Annotated in this window: 20 protein-coding genes; 7 read left to right on the plus strand and 13 right to left on the minus strand. The window is 44.6% G+C overall.

The annotated features are described in order from the left end of the window. The first annotated feature begins 10 nt into the window (after positions 1 to 10). Together C9J01_RS10310 and C9J01_RS10315 are read left to right on the plus strand one after the other, a co-directional pair. A complete protein-coding gene (locus C9J01_RS10310) occupies positions 11 to 1,303 on the plus strand; it encodes an MATE family efflux transporter (protein WP_272898719.1) in 1,293 nt (430 codons plus the stop codon). Positions 1,304 to 1,420: 117 nt separating this feature from the next. Further along, a complete protein-coding gene (locus C9J01_RS10315; protein WP_107298064.1) occupies positions 1,421 to 1,861 on the plus strand; it encodes an ankyrin repeat domain-containing protein in 441 nt (146 codons plus the stop codon). 45 nt (positions 1,862 to 1,906) lie between these two features. Here C9J01_RS10315 and C9J01_RS30020 read toward each other — a convergent pair whose 3' ends face one another. From C9J01_RS30020 to C9J01_RS10345, 7 genes are all read right to left on the minus strand, one after another. Next, positions 1,907 to 2,041 (minus strand): hypothetical protein, encoded by a 135-nt coding sequence (locus C9J01_RS30020; RefSeq protein ID WP_272898716.1) that lies wholly within the window; start codon positions 2,039 to 2,041, stop codon positions 1,907 to 1,909. A gap of 29 nt (positions 2,042 to 2,070) precedes the next feature. Continuing rightward, positions 2,071 to 2,358, minus strand: a complete 288-nt coding sequence (locus tag C9J01_RS10320) for a hypothetical protein (RefSeq protein WP_107298065.1) — start codon at positions 2,356 to 2,358, stop codon at positions 2,071 to 2,073. Positions 2,359 to 2,595: 237 nt separating this feature from the next. Then, positions 2,596 to 3,798 carry a multidrug effflux MFS transporter gene (locus tag C9J01_RS10325; protein ID WP_107298066.1) on the minus strand — a complete coding sequence of 401 codons (1,203 nt, stop codon included), beginning with the start codon at positions 3,796 to 3,798 and terminating at the stop codon, positions 2,596 to 2,598. A 431-nt stretch (positions 3,799 to 4,229) separates the two neighbouring features. Next, the gene (locus C9J01_RS10330) at positions 4,230 to 6,314 is read right to left on the minus strand and encodes a putative bifunctional diguanylate cyclase/phosphodiesterase (RefSeq protein ID WP_107298067.1); all 2,085 of its coding nucleotides are present in this window, start codon (positions 6,312 to 6,314) and stop codon (positions 4,230 to 4,232) included. Then, the gene (locus C9J01_RS10335) at positions 6,304 to 7,290 is read right to left on the minus strand and encodes an ABC transporter substrate-binding protein (protein ID WP_107298068.1); all 987 of its coding nucleotides are present in this window, start codon (positions 7,288 to 7,290) and stop codon (positions 6,304 to 6,306) included. Before C9J01_RS10335 ends, C9J01_RS10330 begins: the two co-directional genes overlap by 11 nt. Positions 7,291 to 7,601: 311 nt before the next feature. After that, positions 7,602 to 8,906 (minus strand): inosine/guanosine kinase, encoded by a 1,305-nt coding sequence (locus tag C9J01_RS10340; protein ID WP_107298069.1) that lies wholly within the window; start codon positions 8,904 to 8,906, stop codon positions 7,602 to 7,604. A 304-nt stretch (positions 8,907 to 9,210) separates the two neighbouring features. Next, positions 9,211 to 9,906 carry a DUF2786 domain-containing protein gene (locus C9J01_RS10345; protein ID WP_107298070.1) on the minus strand — a complete coding sequence of 232 codons (696 nt, stop codon included), beginning with the start codon at positions 9,904 to 9,906 and terminating at the stop codon, positions 9,211 to 9,213. A 234-nt stretch (positions 9,907 to 10,140) separates the two neighbouring features. Between C9J01_RS10345 and C9J01_RS10350 the strand changes: the two genes are divergently transcribed. After that, positions 10,141 to 11,103, plus strand: a complete 963-nt coding sequence (locus tag C9J01_RS10350; RefSeq protein ID WP_107298071.1) for a hypothetical protein — start codon at positions 10,141 to 10,143, stop codon at positions 11,101 to 11,103. Positions 11,104 to 11,172: 69 nt separating this feature from the next. Here the strand turns inward: C9J01_RS10350 and C9J01_RS10355 are convergent, their stop codons facing one another. Together C9J01_RS10355 and C9J01_RS10360 are read right to left on the minus strand one after the other, a co-directional pair. Then, on the minus strand, positions 11,173 to 11,622 hold the full coding sequence (locus C9J01_RS10355) for a DUF411 domain-containing protein (protein ID WP_107298072.1): 450 nt from the start codon (positions 11,620 to 11,622) through the stop codon (positions 11,173 to 11,175). Positions 11,623 to 11,734: 112 nt separating this feature from the next. After that, complete coding sequence (locus tag C9J01_RS10360) at positions 11,735 to 12,124, minus strand: hypothetical protein (RefSeq protein ID WP_146157075.1); 390 nt, start codon at positions 12,122 to 12,124, stop codon at positions 11,735 to 11,737. Positions 12,125 to 12,396: 272 nt separating this feature from the next. Here C9J01_RS10360 and C9J01_RS10365 point away from each other — a divergent pair, with 272 nt between their 5' ends. After that, the gene (locus C9J01_RS10365; RefSeq protein WP_107298074.1) at positions 12,397 to 12,753 is read left to right on the plus strand and encodes a helix-turn-helix domain-containing protein; all 357 of its coding nucleotides are present in this window, start codon (positions 12,397 to 12,399) and stop codon (positions 12,751 to 12,753) included. A 91-nt stretch (positions 12,754 to 12,844) separates the two neighbouring features. Here the strand turns inward: C9J01_RS10365 and C9J01_RS10370 are convergent, their stop codons facing one another. Both C9J01_RS10370 and C9J01_RS10375 read right to left on the minus strand, forming a co-directional pair. Next, on the minus strand, positions 12,845 to 13,723 hold the full coding sequence (locus C9J01_RS10370) for an AEC family transporter (protein ID WP_107298075.1): 879 nt from the start codon (positions 13,721 to 13,723) through the stop codon (positions 12,845 to 12,847). A gap of 248 nt (positions 13,724 to 13,971) precedes the next feature. Further along, positions 13,972 to 14,718: a phosphatase PAP2 family protein gene (locus C9J01_RS10375; protein ID WP_107298076.1), complete on the minus strand. Its 747-nt coding sequence runs from the start codon at positions 14,716 to 14,718 to the stop codon at positions 13,972 to 13,974. 106 nt (positions 14,719 to 14,824) lie between these two features. Here C9J01_RS10375 and C9J01_RS10380 point away from each other — a divergent pair, with 106 nt between their 5' ends. Further along, a complete protein-coding gene (locus C9J01_RS10380) occupies positions 14,825 to 15,760 on the plus strand; it encodes a Gfo/Idh/MocA family protein (protein WP_107298077.1) in 936 nt (311 codons plus the stop codon). Between the two features lie 263 nt (positions 15,761 to 16,023). Further along, positions 16,024 to 17,598, plus strand: coding sequence for a BCCT family transporter (locus C9J01_RS10385; protein ID WP_107298078.1), 1,575 nt, complete (start codon positions 16,024 to 16,026; stop codon positions 17,596 to 17,598). 87 nt (positions 17,599 to 17,685) lie between these two features. Here the strand turns inward: C9J01_RS10385 and dgcA are convergent, their stop codons facing one another. Both dgcA and dgcN read right to left on the minus strand, forming a co-directional pair. After that, positions 17,686 to 18,654 (minus strand): N-acetyl-D-Glu racemase DgcA, encoded by a 969-nt coding sequence (gene dgcA, locus C9J01_RS10390; RefSeq protein ID WP_107298079.1) that lies wholly within the window; start codon positions 18,652 to 18,654, stop codon positions 17,686 to 17,688. Between the two features lie 10 nt (positions 18,655 to 18,664). Further along, entirely contained in the window at positions 18,665 to 19,669 is a 1,005-nt protein-coding gene (dgcN, locus tag C9J01_RS10395) for an N-acetyltransferase DgcN (protein WP_107298080.1), read from the minus strand. Positions 19,670 to 19,844: 175 nt separating this feature from the next. On the opposite strand from dgcN, the gene C9J01_RS10400 reads away from it, so the two are divergent. Further along, positions 19,845 to 21,185 (plus strand): patatin-like phospholipase family protein, encoded by a 1,341-nt coding sequence (locus C9J01_RS10400; RefSeq protein WP_107298081.1) that lies wholly within the window; start codon positions 19,845 to 19,847, stop codon positions 21,183 to 21,185. The last annotated feature ends 7 nt before the right edge of the window (positions 21,186 to 21,192 follow it).

Below are 21,192 nucleotides of genomic sequence, written 5' to 3' on the forward strand. Positions count from 1 at the left end.
CCCATTAACCATGGGAGTGCTCGCTATTATGGCAGTGCAGCTGGTGGATACAGTATTTATTGGTATGTTGGGCGTCAATGCACTAAACGCTCAGGGGTTAACGCTACCGTTTTCATCTGTCATCATTTCCATTCAGGTCGGCATCGGCGTTGCGGCAACATGTCTTATTTCACGCTATGTCGGTGAGAAGAATCAGCCAAAGGCCAATAGGTTCGCGACCTTGGGTTTACTGCTTGGCACACTGGCTATTTCACTGCTGGTGCTATCACTATGGTTCTTTGAAAAAGCGCTATTTACTCTTTTTATCGATGATAAAGTCGATTCAGTACAAATGGCCGGGATACAACATCAGTTCAGTGCTTATTGGGGCATTTGGCTGATGAGTGCCTTGGCTGGAGCGGTGTTCTATTTCGTTTCTTCGGTATATCGCGCGAACCAGGATTCCAGTACCCCAGGTAAGCTATTGATTGCATCTAGCATACTTAACCTTGTGTTTGACCCTATTTTTATCTTTGTGCTTGATATGGGCATTGCCGGCGCAGCGTTGGCAAGTTGCTTGGCGTTTACGCTTTGTGCTGCTTATATGCTGCTCAAACCTATAGCGAAAGGGTGGTTTACTCTACAGATTTTTTATAAAAGTGCATTTGAAGATCTCAGAGTGCTGACCTCAAATGCTATCGCCACAACGGCGAATCAATTTTTACCGGCAATCAGCGCCTTGGTATCTATGTACCTGATTGCCCGTGTTGGACCTCAGGCTATCGCTGTCTGGGGAATAGCAATGAAGATGGAAGGTTTGTTGCTGGTACTCTCATTGTCATTAACCATGTCGATCCCCCCAATTATTGGCAGCTATTTAGGTAACCAGCAGTTTGGCGATATCCAACAGATCATAAAAGCGGCGACCAAATTAATATTGCTAATACATACGGTAATAGCTCTATTTGTGATGCTGTCTTCGGCATATCTGGTAGAGGTAATCGGTGGAGGGTTAGGGCTGGATAGGGATCTACATTTTGTACTTGTATTACTGCCGCTCAGTTACGGGCCTTTGGGATTATGTATGGTGATGGTGTCGGCATTCAATGCGCTAGATTTAGCCAAGCGGGCATTGGTTGTCTCCTTTATCCGTTTGTTTGTGCTGTTTATACCTGCGATTTACTTGGGCAGTCTGTTTGGCAATATTCAAAGTATTATTATTGCTGCAGCTATAGCAAATACCCTAGCAGGGTTAAGTGCATGGTATTTAATGAGAAAGCAGTGGCAGTCAACAGAAAAGACAATGAAGTTGATCGCTGCTTAATAAATTAAATTTAAAGGGGCAACACTCGTTTAATTGAGAGTCGAACGGTCATCAATATCAAACAGCGGGCGCCATCTTGCGTCCGATTAATTCACAATAGTATTTGAGACAAAGGTGATGAAGAAAAAGCTTCTGGCAACGTTAGCTACCGCAGTTATTGCACTGACAGTGTCATATGGCGCATTGTGCAACGATACCATTCATCTGGCGGCCTATCATGGCGATGAGGCACAGGTTATTGAACTGCTTAAACTCAACCCGAACCCTGATGAACGAGACTCATCTGGTGGAACGGCATTGCATGCAGCAATGTTTCAAGACAATGTGCAAATAGTACAACTGTTGATTGATGCTGGTTATGATGTGAATGCCGTTGGTCCCCGTAATGGTTATACACCGCTGCATGATGCGGTATGGGGTAACAATCTACCAGCATTAAAGTTACTTGTTGAAAACGGTGGTGATGTCACGATCAAAGGCCATGATAGCAATACTCCGCTCACTAAAGCGAGAGAAGAGGGCAAACAAGAAATTGTCGCCTATTTAGAGTCGCTTTAAATCTATAATGGGGAGTGCTATCCCCATCATTGACGGCGTTCTTCATTACTTCTTATCAGCATTTTCAATTTTTGACTTTTCCCAGCCCGATAGGTTGTCCCAGTCGTAGCGAGCGGTATGATTTTCTGCCGATACAGAGAAGGTGGTGATTATCGCTAGTACCGTAAATAACATTTTCATTTAGATAGTTCCTATTATATATCTCAGATTTATTTGCAAGTGATTGTCACAACAACAGAGCCATCACCAAGCGTCTTGGTGTTGTCGATGGTGTATGAAGCTGGGCATGTCCCGTAAGTTCGGTTAACCCAGGCAACATTTTGAATAATGATGTCATCTTCATTGCCGTGTCCTCTGAATGACTCCATGGCTGTGGCATTGAAGTGGATTGCTGTAGAAACTGAGCCGTCATCGCTTACTGTAGAATCGAGGTCAATCTCAGCGTATGAGGCGCAGCCTGATAGGGCAGTAGCTAAGACGAAAAATAGTTTATTCATTGGTTGTTGTTCTCTAGTTTTACATCTAAAGGTACTTAGTACGAATTTGGTTTGAAGATAATTTTATAGGCAGTGGTTGCTATTTCAATACCTGAAGGTGTAAAAAATATGAATCTATACTTTAGTGGTATTTGTAGGGTATAAGCGAGTGAGGCTGGGAATTTATGGCTCAAGAAACTTTAATATAAACAGATACTCATTAAGTATCTGTTTATATATGATAATTTCTGCTGCTCGTTATTGCTTAATGAGCTTGTCGGTTACAAATGGGCGATTTCTGGCCAGTAACCATAGCACACCGCCGGTGAGACCTACGACAAACTGAAGGATACCAAGGTTTTCAATCAGCGATTCGGGACGGATGGACACCAATACCATGCCTAGCGATCCGCAAATCATGCCACAGAACTGGATTAATGCGACAGCCGAGCCCGTATCGCTGTCTTGCTGGTCAAGCATCAAGTTCGTACCCGGTACACGCATTGTGATAACCATTAAGGTTGCTGGCGCTGCGATTAACGCAAATACCAACGGCGATGTATGACCGATGGTTACTGTTAATACGCCTGCAGTTGCGAGAAGGAAAAAGCACAGGGTGATGATCTTCTGGACTGGAATAAAGCGTGATAGCTTCATATAAATCGTTGGGCCGAATGAAGCACACAGTGCATTGAATGAGAATGCGTAGCTAAATTGTTGTTCGGTAAGTCCAAAGCCATTGATATAGATATATGAGCCGGCAGCTAGAAATCCCATCATTGCTATTGGTGTTATTGAGAAAATCACCAGCAGTGCAACGAATCTAGGGTTCTTCATTACGACACCAAGTCTTCCCCACGAGCGTAGGATCGAACCGTTGTACTTAGCTTCAAGCGTCTCTTTATAACAGAATGCGAGTACAGAGGCGAAGGCACCAAATACTGCCAGTGTAACAAACATCATCCGCCATGAAGCGATCTTCAACAGGAATGCGCCAAGAACCGGAGCGACCATCGGGGCTATAATGACCAGTGACATAATGGTCGCCATGATCTTTTCGCGCTCACGACCATCAAACAGATCTTTAACGATAGCAGTAGCGACTACGGTGACGGCACTACCAGCAAAGGCTTGGATAATGCGTGCGCCGATCAACTGTTCAATGCTTCCTGCCATTGCACACAAAATACTGGCAATGATGTACCCGCTGATCCCAACGAATAAGATAGGTTTACGACCAAACTTTTCACTCAGTGGCCCCCAGAATAACAAGCCAACCGCATAAGTGACGAAATAGCTACTGAGCGTAAGGTTTACCATGGACTGATTTGTGTTGAACACGTTGACCATTTGCGGCAATGCAGGTAGATACAAGTCAATCGTCAGCGGAGGGAAAGCGCTGATGATTACGAGGAAAAATAACGTACCGGATTTCCCCAGTATTGGTTGGGATTTTTTCAAATGGATGCTCTCAATGTATGACCGACAGGGCTTTATCAGTCACTTGGGTTGACTGGACGCTTTTGCAGTAGAAGCAAAATTTGGTTGATTATATCAACTATGTGATTGTCTGTATTGATTCGAATCAACTTGCTTGGTAATGCGTGTTCCCATCGAGATGCGGAGGTAGTTCGGGTAGCTTTAGTTTTTATAATAAATGGCGTTGTACTCTTCTCGACTGCATTGATACTCAATACCGTTTTTTTCACAGTAATAGGGTGTTTCCATTGAATCCATATCAGAAACAATTAGCCAAAAGAACGCTATTTGTCCGACACCGGCTAAAGCTAACAGTAAAGTTATTGCTATCAATATCTTAGGAAATATACCGCTCATGAAGACCTTTGTTGACGTGACTAATATAGGTGATGAGCGATGGATAGTATCAGGTATTAAGCACTGACTTCAAACGAGCGAGTTTTGACCTGCATCTTTTTGTCTATAACCCACTCAAATGCGGTTTCGTATGGCATAGGTTTAGCGTAATAGTAGCCTTGTCCTAATTCTATTTGGTATTTAGCTGCCAGATCATGGTGAATATCCTGTTCGATCCCTTCTAAAACGATTGTAAAGTTAAGCTCTCTAGACAGTTTAGCTATTGATCGTATAACGGCGTCTGTTTGTTGTTTAGTCGGGGCATCAAGGGTAAATGATTTATCAATTTTTACTGTGTCGAATTGTTGGCTAAGTAAAAGATCGAGTGAGGCATTACCGGTGCCGAAATCATCTAACTGAAGCGAGAAGCCAAGCTCATTCAATGTTTGCATTGATTGTAGGGCTTTGTGCTTATTTTTGAAAATAGCCGTTTCTGTTAGTTCTAGTGGGAAATGTTCTGGAGCTAGACCTTTACTGATTATTTTTTGATGTAAGGTTGTAATGAAATCAGCATGCTCGAGTTGTACAGCAGAAACATTAATTGATACAGAGAGTTTATAGCCTGCATCAAGAAGTCTTTTATGAAACTCAATAGCATTATCGATGACGAAATTCCCAACCTCAACAATATCCGTGGATTCTTCTAACAAGGGAACAAAGAGCTCAGGACTAATAAAGCTTCCGTCTTTTTTCCTCCATCTCAGCAATGCTTCGAACCCTTCAACTAAACCTGTTTGGATATTGATTTGTGGTTGAAACCATACATCAAACTCGTTGGCCTCTATTGCGAGTTTGAGTTGTTGGTTGATGACAAAGTCGTCTCTACTGAGGTTACCAATCTGGGTGGTGTATAATACGATACCAGAAGTTTCGACTTGGTGCTTTTTAGCGTAATACATGGCAGTATCAGCATTCGCGAGTAATGTATTAGCTTGCGCCCCATCTTCAGGGTAGGTGGCAATACCGACAGAGCAGCGAACTCTAACTGTCGATTTTGCAAGTTGGATAGGTTGACTTAATTTGTGTCGAATGGCCCGAGCTAAATTTATTGCACGTTTCTCGCAGTTGCTAAGGTAGAGAATTGCAAACTCATCACCACCGATCCGTGCGACGACATCATTGTCGTTTAATTGCCCTTTGATAAGGCGCCCAATACAGCGTAATAACTCATCACCCACAGAATGGCTGAGATTGTCATTGATTGACTTAAAGTTATCGATATCAAGGAACATGAGAAAAAGTTTCTCTTGTTCCCTTTTCTTTAAATCAAATAACTCGCTTAAGCGTCTGCGGTTAGGTAAACCCGTTAAATAGTCAGTACGAGCGAGTGTGTTAGCATTTTTCTCTGCCGTTCTTCTCATTTCGACTTCTGATTCAAGCGCGGCTTTGCTGACGGTAGTTGTTTTTAAGTCATAATACATAGACTCAATATCGCTGGTTAATTGGTACCACTCCTGGATATGTGACTTTCGGAAATCGATGACCTTATCGCCCCGCCCAATGCGATAGAGTAAATGTTTCACAATTTTAAGTGGTGCAATAAGGGCGGAATGTATGACCGCTAGCAGCAATATGGCTAAGGTTGTGATGATGGAAAAAATGATCCTTTGATTAGCAGTCAGTTTAGATAATTCACTGGTTGCTGTCTTTCTGATTTCCTTGATCAGTTTGTTTAGATGGGTGATTAGGTTTTGATTATATGTATTGAGGTTGATCGTTATCCAATGAGTATCGTTGCTACTGGTGGCACCTTGCAGTAATGAAAATTGCTTTCTAATTCTAAATATGTCGGCCTCAATACGTTTAGATATGGAGTGATCATTAAGGTTGGTAGACAATAATAACTGTTCATATTGTTGCTCGACACTATTGAGTGTTTTCGCCCACTTCTCCAAAGAGTCAGGTGATTGCCTGAAAATGTAATCGGCAACAAAGACATTTAACCTATTCGTTTCTTGTGTAAGGCGAAAGGCTTGTTCATCAATGTTTATAACTTCTTCCCTGATTTGGTTCTGTTTCTCAGAGACATAGAAGAGGGCAAAGATAAACCCTGTTAGTAGGATGACAAAAAGGGCGATGATTTGCTTGATACTAATCTTCATATGCAATCACCGTTTGTCGTAACGGGGCTATATGCTGTAATACATCGGGTCTTAACGAGGTAGATGAGGAAAACGACTTACCTTTACCTTCATCGACACCATGAGAGATGAGCCATTCCATTTGACGTTCAAGTAACGGGAGCAATGGTTGATAGAGTGACACTTCCCATACGCTGTCATTATGAAGGATACTCAATTGCTTAGGTGTGGTTTTTAAGCTTTGGCTCAGGGTTAAATTGACTTGTTCAGGTGCGATGTGAAATAAACTCTCGGCCTGAATCATGGATTTGACAAACTTGCTCAATATTTCATCAGCGACCCGGTCATGGGCAAGCATTAATTCATGCTGAAGGTAGACCCCAGGGAAGAAGGTTAGTTGCGCTTGGTGATCACTTTTAACCAGTAGATCGGCGATTAATGGCTCCCGTGTGGTAATAAAATCACACTCACCATCGAGAAGCCTGTCATTGAGTTCTGAGACTTTATAAAACTGGTAGGTAACATTCTGAATCGCGTTTCTTTCTACCAGGACTTGGCCGAAGAAATGAAGCGCAGATAAGTATTGGGTGCACAGGGTTTTACCTGCCATAGCTTGAATATCACCCAATGGTTTCATACTAGCGATGGCATTGAGATTGTCGGAATCAAAAACGGAAGCAACAACACGGTAGTCTGGTAAGGAATGTTGATTCGCTAGGTAGGCGATATCAGCTGTAAAAATGATATCAGCATCTACTTCATTGTTGATCACAGAGAGAATAGCCAATTTTCCACTGAGCTTTTCTTCAATATCAACGGAGATATTGTGCTGTTGAAAGTAGTGCTCACTATCAGCAATGCGTAATAGCCCGGTTCCAGGTTGTACGCCGGTGACAACAGAAACCTGAGATGTGTCTGTAGCTATATTTTGCTCTGGTTGATCGTCACTACAGCCAACCAATGTAATGAATAGAAATAAAGCGGCCACTACTTTCATTATTGAAACATCCTATTTGTTTTCAATTACCTGTGTGTAATGTTTTCTATTTCAATATTAATTTGACTTCCAATACCACTAATGACTGATTCATCAATAAGTTAAAGTGATAACTTATACTTTAAGGTTAGGACAGTTGCTCTAAAAGGCATAAAAAGATGTCCAGCTTTCTCTACACGGTTTCAATGAGTAAAGACCGAGGCATAATGGGACGGAGAGTGATTGCCTAAGACGGCATGGTAGTGGAAAGGGTTACTTTTATATAAAAAAACGGAGCCTCGGCTCCGTTTTTAGAAATACGCTGTTAGCGATTAACGTTCCCAGTATGCCTCTTCCAAGCAGTCTTCACGCTCTGGTAGGCCACGTGAGAGGCGAGGGGCGTGTTGGGTCAATACTTCATAGCTTACACGGTTTGAGTATTGGCAAATCTGGGAGAACGAAGAGTAACTTAGGAAATCACCAACGTGTTTACCTGAGTTAGGCACGTTCGCCTTGTGGAAACGGTTTGCAGACATGTCGTGAAGCAGTGCCGAAAGGGCAGCATCACCTGCGCCGTTGGTGTTTTTGATTTCAACCGGACCACCAAGGTATGGCGCGATGTGTGAATAAACACGGATTGGGTTTTCGCACGACGCCTTTCTCATTGGGCGGCTGAATTCGTACTTGTTGAAATCAGCAATCTGGCCAGGCAAAAGCGGAAGGGTAGATTCGCGCTTTAAATCGTCATCGGTGTAACCAGCCATGTATAGGCCTACAGGACCAGCAGTACAAAGGACAAGGTCAACCCACTCAAGGGCTTTATCTGCAGCAACAAGCGGATCTTTTTCACCGGTTAGTGCTTCAGCTTCCTCTTCGTTCATCGCAACACAAGTTACGTGTTCTTTTAGGAAGTCGATCCACCAATCTTGCATGCCTTCAATGACATACTTGGTACCTAGGGTTAGAACAACAGGTACGTTGTGCTTTTTAGCGTGCTCGATAGCCTTGAGTGCTGAATCCTTCATTGGATCGCCCGGCTTACCTCGTACCAAGTAGGAGGACAAAACCAGCGCAGAAGCATTTTCAAATGCAGTTTCAGGAACGAACTCAGGCTTAAGCTGATTCATTTCCCCTTCATTGATCGCAAAAGTGCGTTCACCGTCTTCGGTGATAAGGGTATAGCAGCGACCAATAGGGCCTTCAACAGGTTGCAAGAAATCTAGATCCATGCGGCTAGAGGTATTGCATAGGTAGCGGTAAGCGTAAGAACCGATTTTTAGGTCTTGGCTCATCACACCAAGAAGAATCGACTTGTCATCCGCAAGAACAGAGTAGTTGTGTAGGGTGTTACCAATGGTATCACCTGGGTACTCATGGCTGATAAGGTTGCGTTCTTTCAGCTCTTGGTAAAGCAATTCTGCTTTATCTTCAGCAAGTACCAGTGAATGGCCTTTGCTTAGGTTGTGGCGTGCCAGGAAGTCATCGTCGATACGCGCTTCGATATCTACGATAGTTTGGCCGACACCCACAAGGTGAGTACGAGATAGCGGATTTTCTTGCTGGATTTGAGCTACTAATGGATCGCGGGCATTAACTGGGAAGTAATGCTTTGATTTACGCTGACCAGGGAATTTCATGTTTGAAGGCTATCGGTTAAAGGGAATTTTGTTTCATTGTATCATAAAAATGAGATTTATATCCCACTTCATGACGTTAAGGTGACATTTTGTGATTGGTTGCTGTTTTTTTATTCAGAATAAAATGACTGATAGTCCTGAGAGGTATAAATGCTTATTTTACAAACAAAAAAACAGCCACAATATGGGCTGTTTTTAGGAGGGTAAGGTGTAACTATACCTTAAATTTCATATTGAGCTCAATAACTACAGATTCGTGCTCTTAGTGATAGGGCATTAAGCTGCCTTTCACAAAAAGCGCGAGTTAAGAGAGCAACTTGGGCTTAAAAGCCTTCTCGCCAGCAACAGGGCGGTTCACTGAAATTGAGCGGCCTTTCTTCATGCCTTTTTCATAGTCATCGGTTAGCGCATTCATGGCTTCTTGAAGCTGCTTCTTGAAGGTTTCACGATCAAGGTTTTCAAACTCTTTGTCGATGAAATTGGTCATGCGCTTGTCGTGGTCATCGTCAGTATTGAGTTCCGGTAACTTTTCCAGAGCACCTTCAAGCCAGCCAGCAAGGAAAGATGACACACGGCGAGTCACTTCGGCATTGCTGGTACCAGTGCCTTGGAAGCTATTTCTGAACTGGCCGGTCTGCTGATTCATTTCACGGTACATAACGTCAAAGGCAAAGGCGGCGAAGATAGCTCGTTCTGCAACACCGATAAACTCAGCTTGCTTGAGACCTTTATGGTTGGTAAGAACGCATTCCACACCAAACTTGCGGTTGATACCACGGATGATCTTCAAGATCTGTTGGCTGATGTCGGCCGGTAGCAAGGTCTGAGTTTTGGTTTTGCCCATCTGGATAAACTCAATATCATCTTGTTCAAGACCATATTTGAGCATCAGACGATGCGCCATCTTAATCGCTTGCGCGGCTTCATTGACGTTAGCAGAGTTACCCAGCTCGAGGCATTTTGCAATTTTCTTGAGCGCCTTTCGCTTTTGTTCAGACATTCGATTGCACCATGATGGAAAAGGGCACATATTTTAACGTGTTCGCATAGCCAGCACAATTCTCTTAAGCGGATACTTTATGCACTTTTTTTTCTTGAATTTATGCGGGCCTAGCGGTCGCTATGTATTCTCTGTATATCAGCAATTTGCAAGTACTTCGTCTTGAGTCTTGATTACGAGGTGCGCATAATAGGTTTAAGTCACTTCACAGTTTTTCTTTTGGGTATTTTTGCTATGACAGCGACCTACCAATCCGTTGATGTTCCTTTTGAATATCGCCATACCTGCTGGTTCTGTGGTGAGCCTTACTTTGAGTCGTTCGCCTTTTTACCTTCACCTAATTACGATCACCAGAAGCTACCTGTGTTGCTGCCTAGTTGCCAGGAGTGCTATGGCATTTGCAAAGGTGTCAAAGCGAGTGATTTAGAGTTGCTTCGCGACAAAGTAAAAGAGCAGCTCCACCGCAAGTACCAAAAACACCTGCAAATTGGGGTTAATTGGACCAAGGAGGAACTGGAACAGTCGGAGTTTGAAGGCAAGGCTTTAGAAGGTTTTCGCGAGAGTGCTTGGAAAATGTTTGAAATTGCCAAAGCCAGAGTGAATTACAACGGTTGGCCACTCACTATTGATGGTTTGCCCATCGCAGCACTCAGTACTAGTTTTCATGTTCAGTTTGACGGTATTACTTACACGAGTTTGAGCCACGCCGTAGAGCAATTGGCGAAGTCATACAATATTCCTCAGGAATACCTTGAGGAAGTGGTTGAAGTCGTGGGGCGTGACCGCCTTGCTTATGCCATCCGTTTTGCTAAAACGACCTATGGGTACTCGGTAGAAGAGCGTACGGCGAGCATTGATAGTTTAAAGGCTTTGCTTGCTGAAGAAGCCGCGTTGGCTATCCCTGAAACAAGTAAAGCCAAGGGGGTTGATGTCAACGTCGGTGATATTGCTGAGCTAATATTGCACCGGACAATGATTCCGCCCCATGCGACTCAGTGGGTTTTAAAGCAAGGGATTAAAACCTTAAATCAGCTTGCTGAGCAAGAAGATGCCTTTTTTGAACACTTTGGCGCTGATTCGGAGCTAACGGCATTTACGTATTTTACTGCGATGCAGATTTACCTTGAGCATCGTGAGCTTGAACCTGAGTGGGCAGAACATCAGGACCCGAATCGGCAGTGGTTTGATAAGCTATGAGTTAAACTAGCGATTTGAATGATAAGAAAAAGGCGCCAATGGCGCCTTTTGTTATTTGATGTAGTCTAATTACTGATTATGGCGAGACCATACCATAGTGCGGCCATTCTCATCGAAGGCGAGCACTTCATAAGGATCTTTTTGGTCGCTGTATTCCATGCCTGGTGATCCCATCGGCATACCAGCAACGGCTAGGCCAATCATGCGCTTAGGCTTAGACTCGATAAAGCGAAGAATATCTTCAGCAGGGACGTGACCTTCAAACGAATAGCCCTCAATTTCTGCAGTGTGGCAAGAGGCATATTTTGGACGAATGCCCAAGTCAATCTTAGTGGGCGTCATGTTCTCTTGATAAACCACATCTAGCTCGAAACCGTTATCTTCCATGTGCTTTACCCACTCCTTACAGCAACCGCAGTAAGGAGATTGATAGTTCGTTCCCTTGAAAGTTTGAGCAAAAGAGAAAGCGCTTGTTGTGATCAATGCTGTTGCAATTAGGGCTTTTGAAGACAATTTCATGATAATACCTGTCAGTAACGTATTAATTTAAATAACTTATGTTGCTTAATATGAAGCGTTTAGGTGCAGCCGAAATGGCTGAACGATCAGTACCTGGTCTTGAAAGACCAAACTAAGCAATGACAGGAGGACGGAAGATCATTTGATTGATCAGTGGTTGGCTCCCTTCTAGGTATTTATAGTGGTGGGCACCAACAAAAGGGGAGAAAGTAAGCTCATCGGCAAGAATGGCAATAGGGATTTGTCCGGAATGACATTGGTTGTCTTTACAACAGTTATCATCAGAGGTTGTTTTGACAATAGCGCAGGTATCGCCGGTATCAGAAACGGCAAAGCTCATTACTGCTCCCGTGCTGCAACAATGGGACATAACTGCCGCTGGGCTACAGCCGTGGCCGCTGTAGGGCGCTTGGCTGGCAAGTGCTGGAGATGCGTACGATGCTACTGAAACAGACAGCATCAGGAAGATGACAATTTTAGCAATCATCTTTTGTAAGCGCATAACAACCCTTGGTTTGGTGGACAAGCACATTATATCCATCATTTCTGGAATTGGACAATCTCAGTCTCAAGAAAGGGCACTATTTGGACAAAAAATGACAAGCCTATGAATGCCCGCTTGTTTTTTGTGAAATACCGGCCACCCCTTATGTGACGTGGGTTTGAAAGCCTTCAAGCCTTACTTTTCTCTGACAAAACAGATTTAAGGATCAGCTTAAATAAGTGCAACGAAAAAATACAAGTGCGCTAGGCACAGGGCGCAAGGAAACTAAGATGCAATATACAGAACAAGACCGTCAGGTACTTCATGATACTTGGATGAGCTACAAAGCAAAAATGCGAGTAACCCAGATCGAAATGGCTAAGCGCCTTGGGGTGAGCCAACTGGTCTTTTCTGACATCCTTCGTGGTAGTGTTCCTTTGGAGCACCGTTTTGTCACTCAATTCTGTAGCTATATCGGCGTCGATCCAATCCTGACTTTGCCTTCGCTTCGCAATCAGATGAGCGGTGATATGCCAAACTCGGTGACTCTGACTAATACCTTTATTGTTGATGGTGACATCAAGAATGTACGCTATGAAGGCAATCAACTGGTTGTAGAATACGTACATAGCGTTGAAGTGCATTAAACCCGTTTGTATTAACCCTTTGTGATGCATTCCGAGTCTGACACCTCTGCGGATAGTTTATTCATTAAATTATCGGCAGAGGTGTTTTTGTTTAAGCCAAAGACAATGAAAACATCAGCAAAAGAGGCAGAGCGAAAATGCTGAAGAAGTTACCGAAGAGCACCATTGATGCGACATTGTTAGGTTCAACGACAAAGCGCTCGGCATAAAGGTAGTTCATGACTGCTGGTGGTAACATAGTGAATAGCACCATCATTTGCAGTTCTAGCGTCGGGAGTGGAACAAAGAAGTAGATCAGTGAAAACGCCACAGCACCGGTGGCCAGTGATTGACAAGTACAAACCAACCCTATCTTTAGTCCTTCCAGACGTAAATGACACATTTGCGCACCTAACGACAGCAACATAACCGGTACAGCTGCTTGCCCAAGCAACGCAGTAGCGTCATACAATGGTTTCCAAACGCCCACACCACTGATATTGACAAGCAAGGCCGCACAGGTCGCAATGAATATTGGCATCTTAATCATCTGCTTGAAAGGGTTCCCATTACTGAGCATGGCCAAGCCGAGGCTACTGTGGACGCAAGCCGAGACCACAAACAGTAAAACCGCCGGGGCGAGTGCAGAGTCACCAAAGGCATAGGTAAATAGGGGGATGGCGAGGTTACCGCTATTGCGGAACATCTGGGGTGGCGCCCACGCTTTGTAATTGAGTTTGCTGAACCGGCAAACAGGTATCATGAGAATACCCGGGATGAAGACTGCAATGAGAGAGGCATAAAGTAGGGGAAGTTGTTCCACATCAAGGGGCATAGCCACTAAAGACGAGAAGACCAAGGCTGGGGTAAAGGCATCCATGTTTATTCGGTTGATAGGCCGGAAATCTGGTTTTAACCATCGACCAACGGCAAAGCCAATCAGTACCAAAGTGAATACGGGAAAGAGGATCCCTACAATTTGTTCTAGCATGCTATCCCTTATGCCAATATAGATTTACCCCAATCAAATTACCGTATTTCAGAGTATGTAGATAGGGCGTTATTGATAAAGAGTGAGGAAAAATTCTGATGAAAGGCTTAGCTAAGGCGTTGTGCTGAAAGCATTATTTTGCTGATCAAGACAAAGGTAGGGAATATGTGTCTTGATCAGCAAGGTACTTTCAAGGTTCTTTGAGGGTTTACTGACTGTGTGGGAAGTTTATTTACAAGCTTGCCTGTTTAACTAGCTTGTTCAGTCAGTTTACTTTGCTTTTCCGGCGAGAGTCCCCACTCAGGAATGCAAAGGTACAAACATGCCGCGCCGAAGATAGAGGCCAGCAGATCTGTCGGCCAGTGCATACCCAACCAGATACGGCTGATACCGACACCCACTGCCCATACAATAATGATGGTGGCAGGTATGATCTGACGACGCCTCAAGAAGAAACCACCCCAGAAAGCGACACAGACAGCGGTAAAAATCGTGTGGCCGGATGGTAGCGAATAGTTCGTTTCTCCCTGCCAATGACTAATACGCCAGTGGCTGACACTTTTGCTGGCTTCTTGCACGGCCTTATCTTTGTTTTCATTGCTCAGTGCATAGAAGGCTTGCGGGCTTTCGACAATGTGAAGCGCTTGTAGTTCATGCGTATATGGTCGAGGGACTTCAGTGATGTGCTTCATCACATTTTTGGCGACAAAACTTAATGCCAGCAGAAGAGCAAACTGAATACCTATTTTTATCAGTGACTTGCGTGGTAGTCTTAATACAATCGGAATGAGCATAAACACGGCGACTGAAACCAGAAAGCCTGGGTTGCCTGCTGAGTGTGTTAGGAGTGAAAACAGCATTCCGCTGGTATCAGAGACAGGCCCATTCAAGTTGGCTTGAGAATAAAATACCAATACCGCAGACAAGACAGTAGTCATTAACAGGAGTGCGATAAGGCCGGGTATTTTTTGTTGGATGAATGGACGGAGAGACATAATCAATACACTTCATAAAATGGAGACGGGATTCTATCAGAGTTTACTCGCGAAAAAGTAAAATAAGTGTCATAAACCGTTAGCCTAAGTTTAGTAAGGAAAAAAAATGAAAATTGCCCTAATCGGATTAGGCGATATTGCTGTTAAAGCCCACTTGCCAGTAATAACCCAAATGGAAAATGTGGAGTGGGTGTTTTGTACCCGTAACCCTGAACGCTTACAGCAGCTGGCCAAGAAGTACCATGTGAAGGAATCCTATACAGATTATCGTGACCTCGCTAAGGCTGGGGTAGATGCTGTTATGATCCACAGTGCGACGTCTTCACATCCTATGATAGCCGAGTATTTTCTGAAACTTGGTGTTCCTGTCTTTGTTGACAAGCCTCTGGCGGATAACTACCAGCAGTGCGAGCAACTCTATGATCTTGCAGAAAGTCATCAGGTTCCTCTATTTATGGGGTTCAACCGTCGTTATATCCCGCTTTATCAACAATTCTTGCCGGGCGTAACAGGCGATAACCAGACTACACCTCCACTATTGTCATTACGCTGGGAGAAGCATCGCCATGATTTGCCGGGGGAGGCGCGTACTTTCATTTTTGACGACTTCATTCACCCGCTAGACAGTATTAATGTTAATGCCAGCATTTCACCAGATGATACCTTTGTGACTAGACAATTTGTTCAAAGAGGCGGGCAAACTTTATTGGGTAGATTGGATGTGCAATGGCAGCAGGGGGAAACACTTTTCCATGCCTCTATGAACAGGCAGAACGGCGCGACAATGGAAACGGTATCGGCCAACTATCAAAATGTCAGTTACCGGTTTGACTCCTTTACCGAGGGAAGTTGTTGGCAGGGTAATAAAGAAGAGCGTCTGAAACTCGCTGATTGGACACCCATGCTGGCAGCCAAAGGCTTTCATGCCATGGCTGAACACTGGTTAGAGGTGGTAAGTGCAGGAAAACAGTCACAATCTCTTACTCAACGTAACCTGCATAGCCATCTGTTAGCGGAGCACTTGGTTAAACAAATGAAATGAGGTGAGTATTGTTGGCATTTTCATACTTCGAATTTGATGTAATTTTGAACCACATCACAAAAAATATTTCGTGTTCAAAGCATTTAACCCGGAGTGGGTAGCAAGCCTTATAACTACCTATAATAGTTGAGTATTTTGCTGGGTCGTAGATAAATGATGCTATGTATTTGAGTTGTCATTATAAAATATAAAGAAATATTTCACTGGTGTGGTGGGGGATGAGCTGTTAAAGTGCCGCCCCTCACACACACCGTGAGATTATTATGCTAAGCAATACCCTAAAAGGTAGCGACAAAAAAGTTTCAGTTCTAACTATTAGTTTCCTAGGACTGTTTCTCCTCTTCTCCCTCTACGATTTGCAATTAATCAGTCAGATCATTAATACCGCGTTTTCGTATTCGACAGCTGCATTTGGCCAGTTTTGGCAGTGGCTGATGGTAATTAACCTCGTTATTGCCCTCGTCATTGCGGTAAGCCCATATGGCAAGCAACGCCTTGGCGCTATAAATAGCAAGCCTACAATCGGTACATTCCGTTGGTTGGCAATGATCATGTGTACTCTGCTAGCAGGTGGTGGTGTGTTCTGGTCAGCGGCAGAGCCTATCTATCATTTCATGACAATGCCGCCAAGTTTTGATGGCGTTGAAGCGCAATCAGCAGCTGCAGTTGTTCCGGCTCTTAGCCAAAGCTTCATGCATTGGGGCTTTCTGGCATGGGCTGCACTAGGCACGCTAGCAACGATTGTTCTGATGTACGCACACCATCAAGGTGGGGTAAAACTTCGCCCTCGTGCTTTGCTATATCCTCTTGTAGGTAATAAGTTGGAGAACCATTGGGTTGGTTCTGTGATTGATGCATGTTCAATCATTGCGGTAGCGGCAGGCACAATTGGGCCGATTGGTTTCCTTGCCTCTCAGTTGGGTTACAGCCTTGAAGTCGTTGCAGGTATTGAAAATAATGCCTCTGGTCAAATGGTGATTTTGGCCGTCGTTGTGGCAATTTACTCGCTATCAGCATTTACCGGTATGGATAAAGGCCTTCAATGGCTGAGTCGTTTTAATATTGTCGGTGCGTTTGCTTTGCTGATGGTTATGCTGGTGTTTGGTCCAACCCAATTTATCTTTGAACATTTCGGACTGGCTTTTGCTTCTTACATCCAGCATTTGCCTGAAATGAGCGTGAATGCTGACAGCCCAGCGTGGAGTCAGTGGTGGACTTGGTTCTTCTGGGGCTGGTTTATCGGCTTCGCACCTATGATGGCCATCTTTATTGCGCGCATCTCTGAAGGCCGTAGTATCCGTGAACTGATTCTGACCATCGCAGTAGCAGCGCCGATCGTAACCAACTTCTGGTTTACTGTATTGGGCGGAACCGGAATTTTCTTTGAACTGCAGGTTCCAGGCAGTATTTCAGGCCCGCTTGCTGACTCAGGCTTGCCAGCGGTATTGCTAGCGTCATTGGCTCAGTTGCCATTCAACGAGCTTTTGATTCCGGCATTCTTGGTATTGACGACAACGTTTGTTGTGACAACGGGCGATTCAATGGCTTACTCAATTGCCCTTGTGGTTTCTGGCGATAACCAGCCATCAAAATCACAGCGTCTGTTCTGGGCATTGGCGATGGGCGTGATTGCAGGGGTACTTCTACTTGCTGGTGACGGCGGCTTGAACGCATTGCAGTCGTTCATCGTGATCACTGCAGTACCTGTTTCCATTTTGATTGCTGTGACGCTGGTTACTGGTCCTATTGCCGTTCTTAGGATGCAGGGCAAGAAGGCAGAATCACAAGCTAAAGCACAGCAAAGCTGGGACCAAACAGAAGTGGTCAGTCAGTCGTAAACTGATTTTACTTGATGATTTAAAGCGCAAGCCATTGATGTGGCTTGCGCTTTTTTTTGCCAAGACTCAGGTCTAAATCGGTCGGGGTTAAGTCAGTATTAAACCATCTTGATAAACCAAACCATCATCACGGTCATGTTTTAACAGCACTGGGCCATCTAGATCGACTAATGCAGCTTGGCTGGCAACAGGCAGGGCCGCCTCCATAGCAAGTGATGTACCGACCATGCAACCGACCATGACCTCCAGCCCTTGTGCTCGAGCCTGCTGTGCAAGCTTTATGGCTTCAGTTAACCCGCCAGTTTTATCTAGCTTGATATTGATCATCTCGTAGCAACCCACCAATTTTGCTAGATCATCACTGGTATGGCAGCTTTCATCAGCACACAGAGGGATAGGGTGAGGTATGCCCTTCAACAAATGATCTTTCCCTGCTGGAACCGGTTGTTCAATCATCCGAATGTTGTATTCATTCAGTGAGGTGAACAATTCGGTTAAAGGTTCATGTTCCCATGCTTCGTTGGCATCCAAGATAATTTCGCACTCGGGTGCCGCATTTCGAACTGCTGCAACCCGCTCGATGATGAGTTTGTCATCAAGTTTTACCTTGAGTAACTTTGCCCCTAAATCACAAAGCTCACTCGCTTGTTGGGCCATTGTTGACGGAGTGTCGATAGATACCGTCATAGCCGTGGTGATCTGCTGCTTGATATCAAACAGCGGTGCAGGGAAGTTTGTTCCTGCATTGAGCCGCCAAAGCGCACAGTCGATAGCATTCCTTGCCGCTCCGGCAGGCAATTGTGGTACGAGTTCTTGCTGAACCGATTTGGCTGATAGGTCTGGCTGCTGTGCAAGAGCATCACTAAAGCCTTCTATTTGCTTGATAACACTTTCGATGCTCTCGCCATAGCGAGCATAAGGAGTACATTCAGCTGTTGCACTACGATCCCCTAGCTTTACCGTTGCAACAACAACATCTTGATGGGTGCGGCTACCACGGGAAATAACAAATGGCCTTGCCAGTTCGAAGCGTTCATGACGAGCAGAGATTTCCATTGGCACTCCTTTAATGCTGGTGAAGTTGCTCGGCAATAGCAGAGACACCAAATCGAACCGGGTCGGTGACAGGCAATTGGAATTGGCTGGCAAGCTGTTCACAGTATGCCCGGGCATCTTCAATATCCAGTGCTGAAGTATTGAGGCAGATCCCAACAAATTTAGCTTCGGGATTGGTCAGGCGGGCAGCCATCAGGTTTGCTTCCATAACAGGGGCTAAATCCGGCATAGGCATATGAGGTAAGTGGCGAATGTGCTGACGTCCCACTTCGTGGCAAAGCACCAGTGCATCTGGCTGGGCGCCGTGCAAAAGTCCTAAACTTACGCCTGCGAATGAAGGGTTGAGTAGTGAGCCCTGTCCCTCGATGATGTCCCAGTCATGGTCATCAAATGCAGGACTGATAGCTTCAGTGGCACCAGAAATAAAATCAGCCACCACCGCATCAATGGCTATTCCTTTGCCAGAGATAAAAATGCCGGTCTGGCCTGTGGCGCAGAATTGGGCTTTTAGGCCTTGCTTGTTCATCTCTTTTTCAAGGGCGAGGGACGTATACATTTTACCGACAGAGCAATCTGTTCCGACAGTTAACAGCCTTTTACCTGCGCGGGGTTTTCCGTTTCCTACTTCCAAACCACCATCGAAGTGCCTGATGTCGAATAACTTACAATTATTGGCCCTGGCTTTCTGTGCCAATGTTGGGTTATCACCCAGTCGTTGGTGCATACCTGACGCTAAGTTAAAACCTATGTCGAGGGCGCGTTCAAGTGTCGTCAGCCAACTTTGCGGAATAAAACCACCTGAGTTCGCCGTTCCCAAAACCAACGTTCTTGCACCCTTGGCATACGCATCTTCTAAGGAGAGATCCGCTAGTTCAAGACTGACAGTCTCTGGTGTTAGTCGAAGCTGGCCGATACAGATTTCCGGTCGCCATTGAAGTATTCCCCTAGCCGTTTTGGCAGAGAGAGGATCTGTGACATCGCCGAGGAACAAGAGGTAAGGTTGTGGAATTTGCATGGTTCATCCTTGGTATTTGCTATCGTAATAACACCTTAAATCAGCTTAGACGCAAGCTCGAATACTTAAATGTTTCAACGGTATAACTTCAGGTTATAGTCGCTTAGTTGCTACAACTCCATTACTCAGTATCAGCTAGTTTAAAAGAAAAAGAGAACCGAATAGGTAATGTGTAATGCGTTTAGCAAAGAAAGTAATAGGCTTGCTGCTGGGGGTTACGACTTGTGGTTGCACAACCTATGGGAAAGTCGTCAATGAGCCTAAGCTTGCTTTGAATACAGAGAACACCTATTCACTCACGACAGCTGCAAATAGGGTTAATAAGGGGGAAATTACTGTCGCTATCGCCATGTCTGGCGGTGGAACACGGGCTGCAGCATTATCATACGGCGTGATGAAAGCGCTGAGAGATACATCACTAAAGCTCGAGCAACCCACAAAGCCTGTCCTGGAAGAAGTTGATTTTATCAGTTCGGTATCTGGTGGCAGTTTTACTGCGGCATATTACGGCCTGTATGGCGATAAGCTCTTTTCTGATTTTGAGGGAGACTTTCTTTATCACAGTATCAGTGATGATCTCTTTTCGCGTGTTTTAAGCCCGAAGACTTGGTTCACTACCGGGGGAAGGACCCAGCGGACTATCGATTACTATCAACAAAATCTATTTTATGGCGCTACTTTTGCCGATATGAACCGGCCAGATAAACCTATCGTGGTGGTTAATGCATCAGACTTAGGGGGCGGAATAAGGTTTTCGTTCCTTCAAGAATATTTTGATCTGTTGTGTTCGGATTTATCAACCTATCCTGTTGCCAATGCAGTAACGGCTTCCTCGGCGGTACCTTTGGTATTTAATCCCGTTGTCCTGAGAAACCATGAAGGTTGCGAGCAAAGCCAGCTTATTGAATTATCTTCAGATGATGATAGAAAGGCACATACCCGGCATACGGTCGAAGGGTTGAAAAGTTATCAAGATAAATACGACAGGACGTTTATTCATCTTGTCGACGGCGGTATTACTGACAATCTTGGGTTGTTGTCGTTTTATGATGTCATTGAAAGTTCAGGAGGCGGTGAAGCATTCTTTAAGCGAATTGGTGCAAAGCCATTGCCGCATTTTGTGATGATTGTTGTCGACGCCTCAACATCACCTGATTTTCAGATGGAGCGATCAACCAAAGAACCGACAATCAGAGAGACGTTGTCGGCGATGACAGATATACAGCTCCACCGCTTTAATGACGCATCTAAAAGCTTGTTTGCAAGAACAATGGATCGATGGGCAACGATTCTATCAACGGAAGACGTACAGATGTCGACTTACTTTGTTGATATCAACCTGCAAGATGTGACGGATATAAAGCAAAAGCATTATCTCAATCAGATCCCGACAGATTTGAGCTTGGATCCTGAACAGGTGGATGCCTTAATTGAAGAAGGGTATCAACAGCTAATGCAAAATGAGTCCTTTCAAGCGTTTCTCAGTAATTACAGTGCTGATGAAGAAGATCTTTAGCTTCATT

It is taken from the genome of Photobacterium rosenbergii (assembly GCF_003026455.1).
Classification (GTDB): Bacteria; Pseudomonadota; Gammaproteobacteria; order Enterobacterales; family Vibrionaceae; genus Photobacterium; species Photobacterium rosenbergii.

Coding starts and splice junctions, on each gene's coding strand:
- C9J01_RS10310 (WP_272898719.1), top strand. CDS start 11: ATGGGAGTGCTCGCTATTATGGCAGTGCAGCTGGTGGATACAGTATTT.
- C9J01_RS10315 (WP_107298064.1), top strand. CDS start 1,421: ATGAAGAAAAAGCTTCTGGCAACGTTAGCTACCGCAGTTATTGCACTG.
- C9J01_RS30020 (WP_272898716.1), bottom strand. CDS start 2,041: ATGAAAATGTTATTTACGGTACTAGCGATAATCACCACCTTCTCTGTA.
- C9J01_RS10320 (WP_107298065.1), bottom strand. CDS start 2,358: ATGAATAAACTATTTTTCGTCTTAGCTACTGCCCTATCAGGCTGCGCC.
- C9J01_RS10330 (WP_107298067.1), bottom strand. CDS start 6,314: ATGAAGATTAGTATCAAGCAAATCATCGCCCTTTTTGTCATCCTACTA.
- C9J01_RS10335 (WP_107298068.1), bottom strand. CDS start 7,290: ATGAAAGTAGTGGCCGCTTTATTTCTATTCATTACATTGGTTGGCTGT.
- C9J01_RS10340 (WP_107298069.1), bottom strand. CDS start 8,906: ATGAAATTCCCTGGTCAGCGTAAATCAAAGCATTACTTCCCAGTTAAT.
- C9J01_RS10345 (WP_107298070.1), bottom strand. CDS start 9,906: ATGTCTGAACAAAAGCGAAAGGCGCTCAAGAAAATTGCAAAATGCCTC.
- C9J01_RS10350 (WP_107298071.1), top strand. CDS start 10,141: ATGACAGCGACCTACCAATCCGTTGATGTTCCTTTTGAATATCGCCAT.
- C9J01_RS10355 (WP_107298072.1), bottom strand. CDS start 11,622: ATGAAATTGTCTTCAAAAGCCCTAATTGCAACAGCATTGATCACAACA.
- C9J01_RS10360 (WP_146157075.1), bottom strand. CDS start 12,124: ATGCGCTTACAAAAGATGATTGCTAAAATTGTCATCTTCCTGATGCTG.
- C9J01_RS10365 (WP_107298074.1), top strand. CDS start 12,397: ATGCAATATACAGAACAAGACCGTCAGGTACTTCATGATACTTGGATG.
- C9J01_RS10370 (WP_107298075.1), bottom strand. CDS start 13,723: ATGCTAGAACAAATTGTAGGGATCCTCTTTCCCGTATTCACTTTGGTA.
- C9J01_RS10375 (WP_107298076.1), bottom strand. CDS start 14,718: ATGTCTCTCCGTCCATTCATCCAACAAAAAATACCCGGCCTTATCGCA.
- C9J01_RS10380 (WP_107298077.1), top strand. CDS start 14,825: ATGAAAATTGCCCTAATCGGATTAGGCGATATTGCTGTTAAAGCCCAC.
- C9J01_RS10385 (WP_107298078.1), top strand. CDS start 16,024: ATGCTAAGCAATACCCTAAAAGGTAGCGACAAAAAAGTTTCAGTTCTA.
- dgcA (WP_107298079.1), bottom strand. CDS start 18,654: ATGGAAATCTCTGCTCGTCATGAACGCTTCGAACTGGCAAGGCCATTT.
- dgcN (WP_107298080.1), bottom strand. CDS start 19,669: ATGCAAATTCCACAACCTTACCTCTTGTTCCTCGGCGATGTCACAGAT.
- C9J01_RS10400 (WP_107298081.1), top strand. CDS start 19,845: ATGCGTTTAGCAAAGAAAGTAATAGGCTTGCTGCTGGGGGTTACGACT.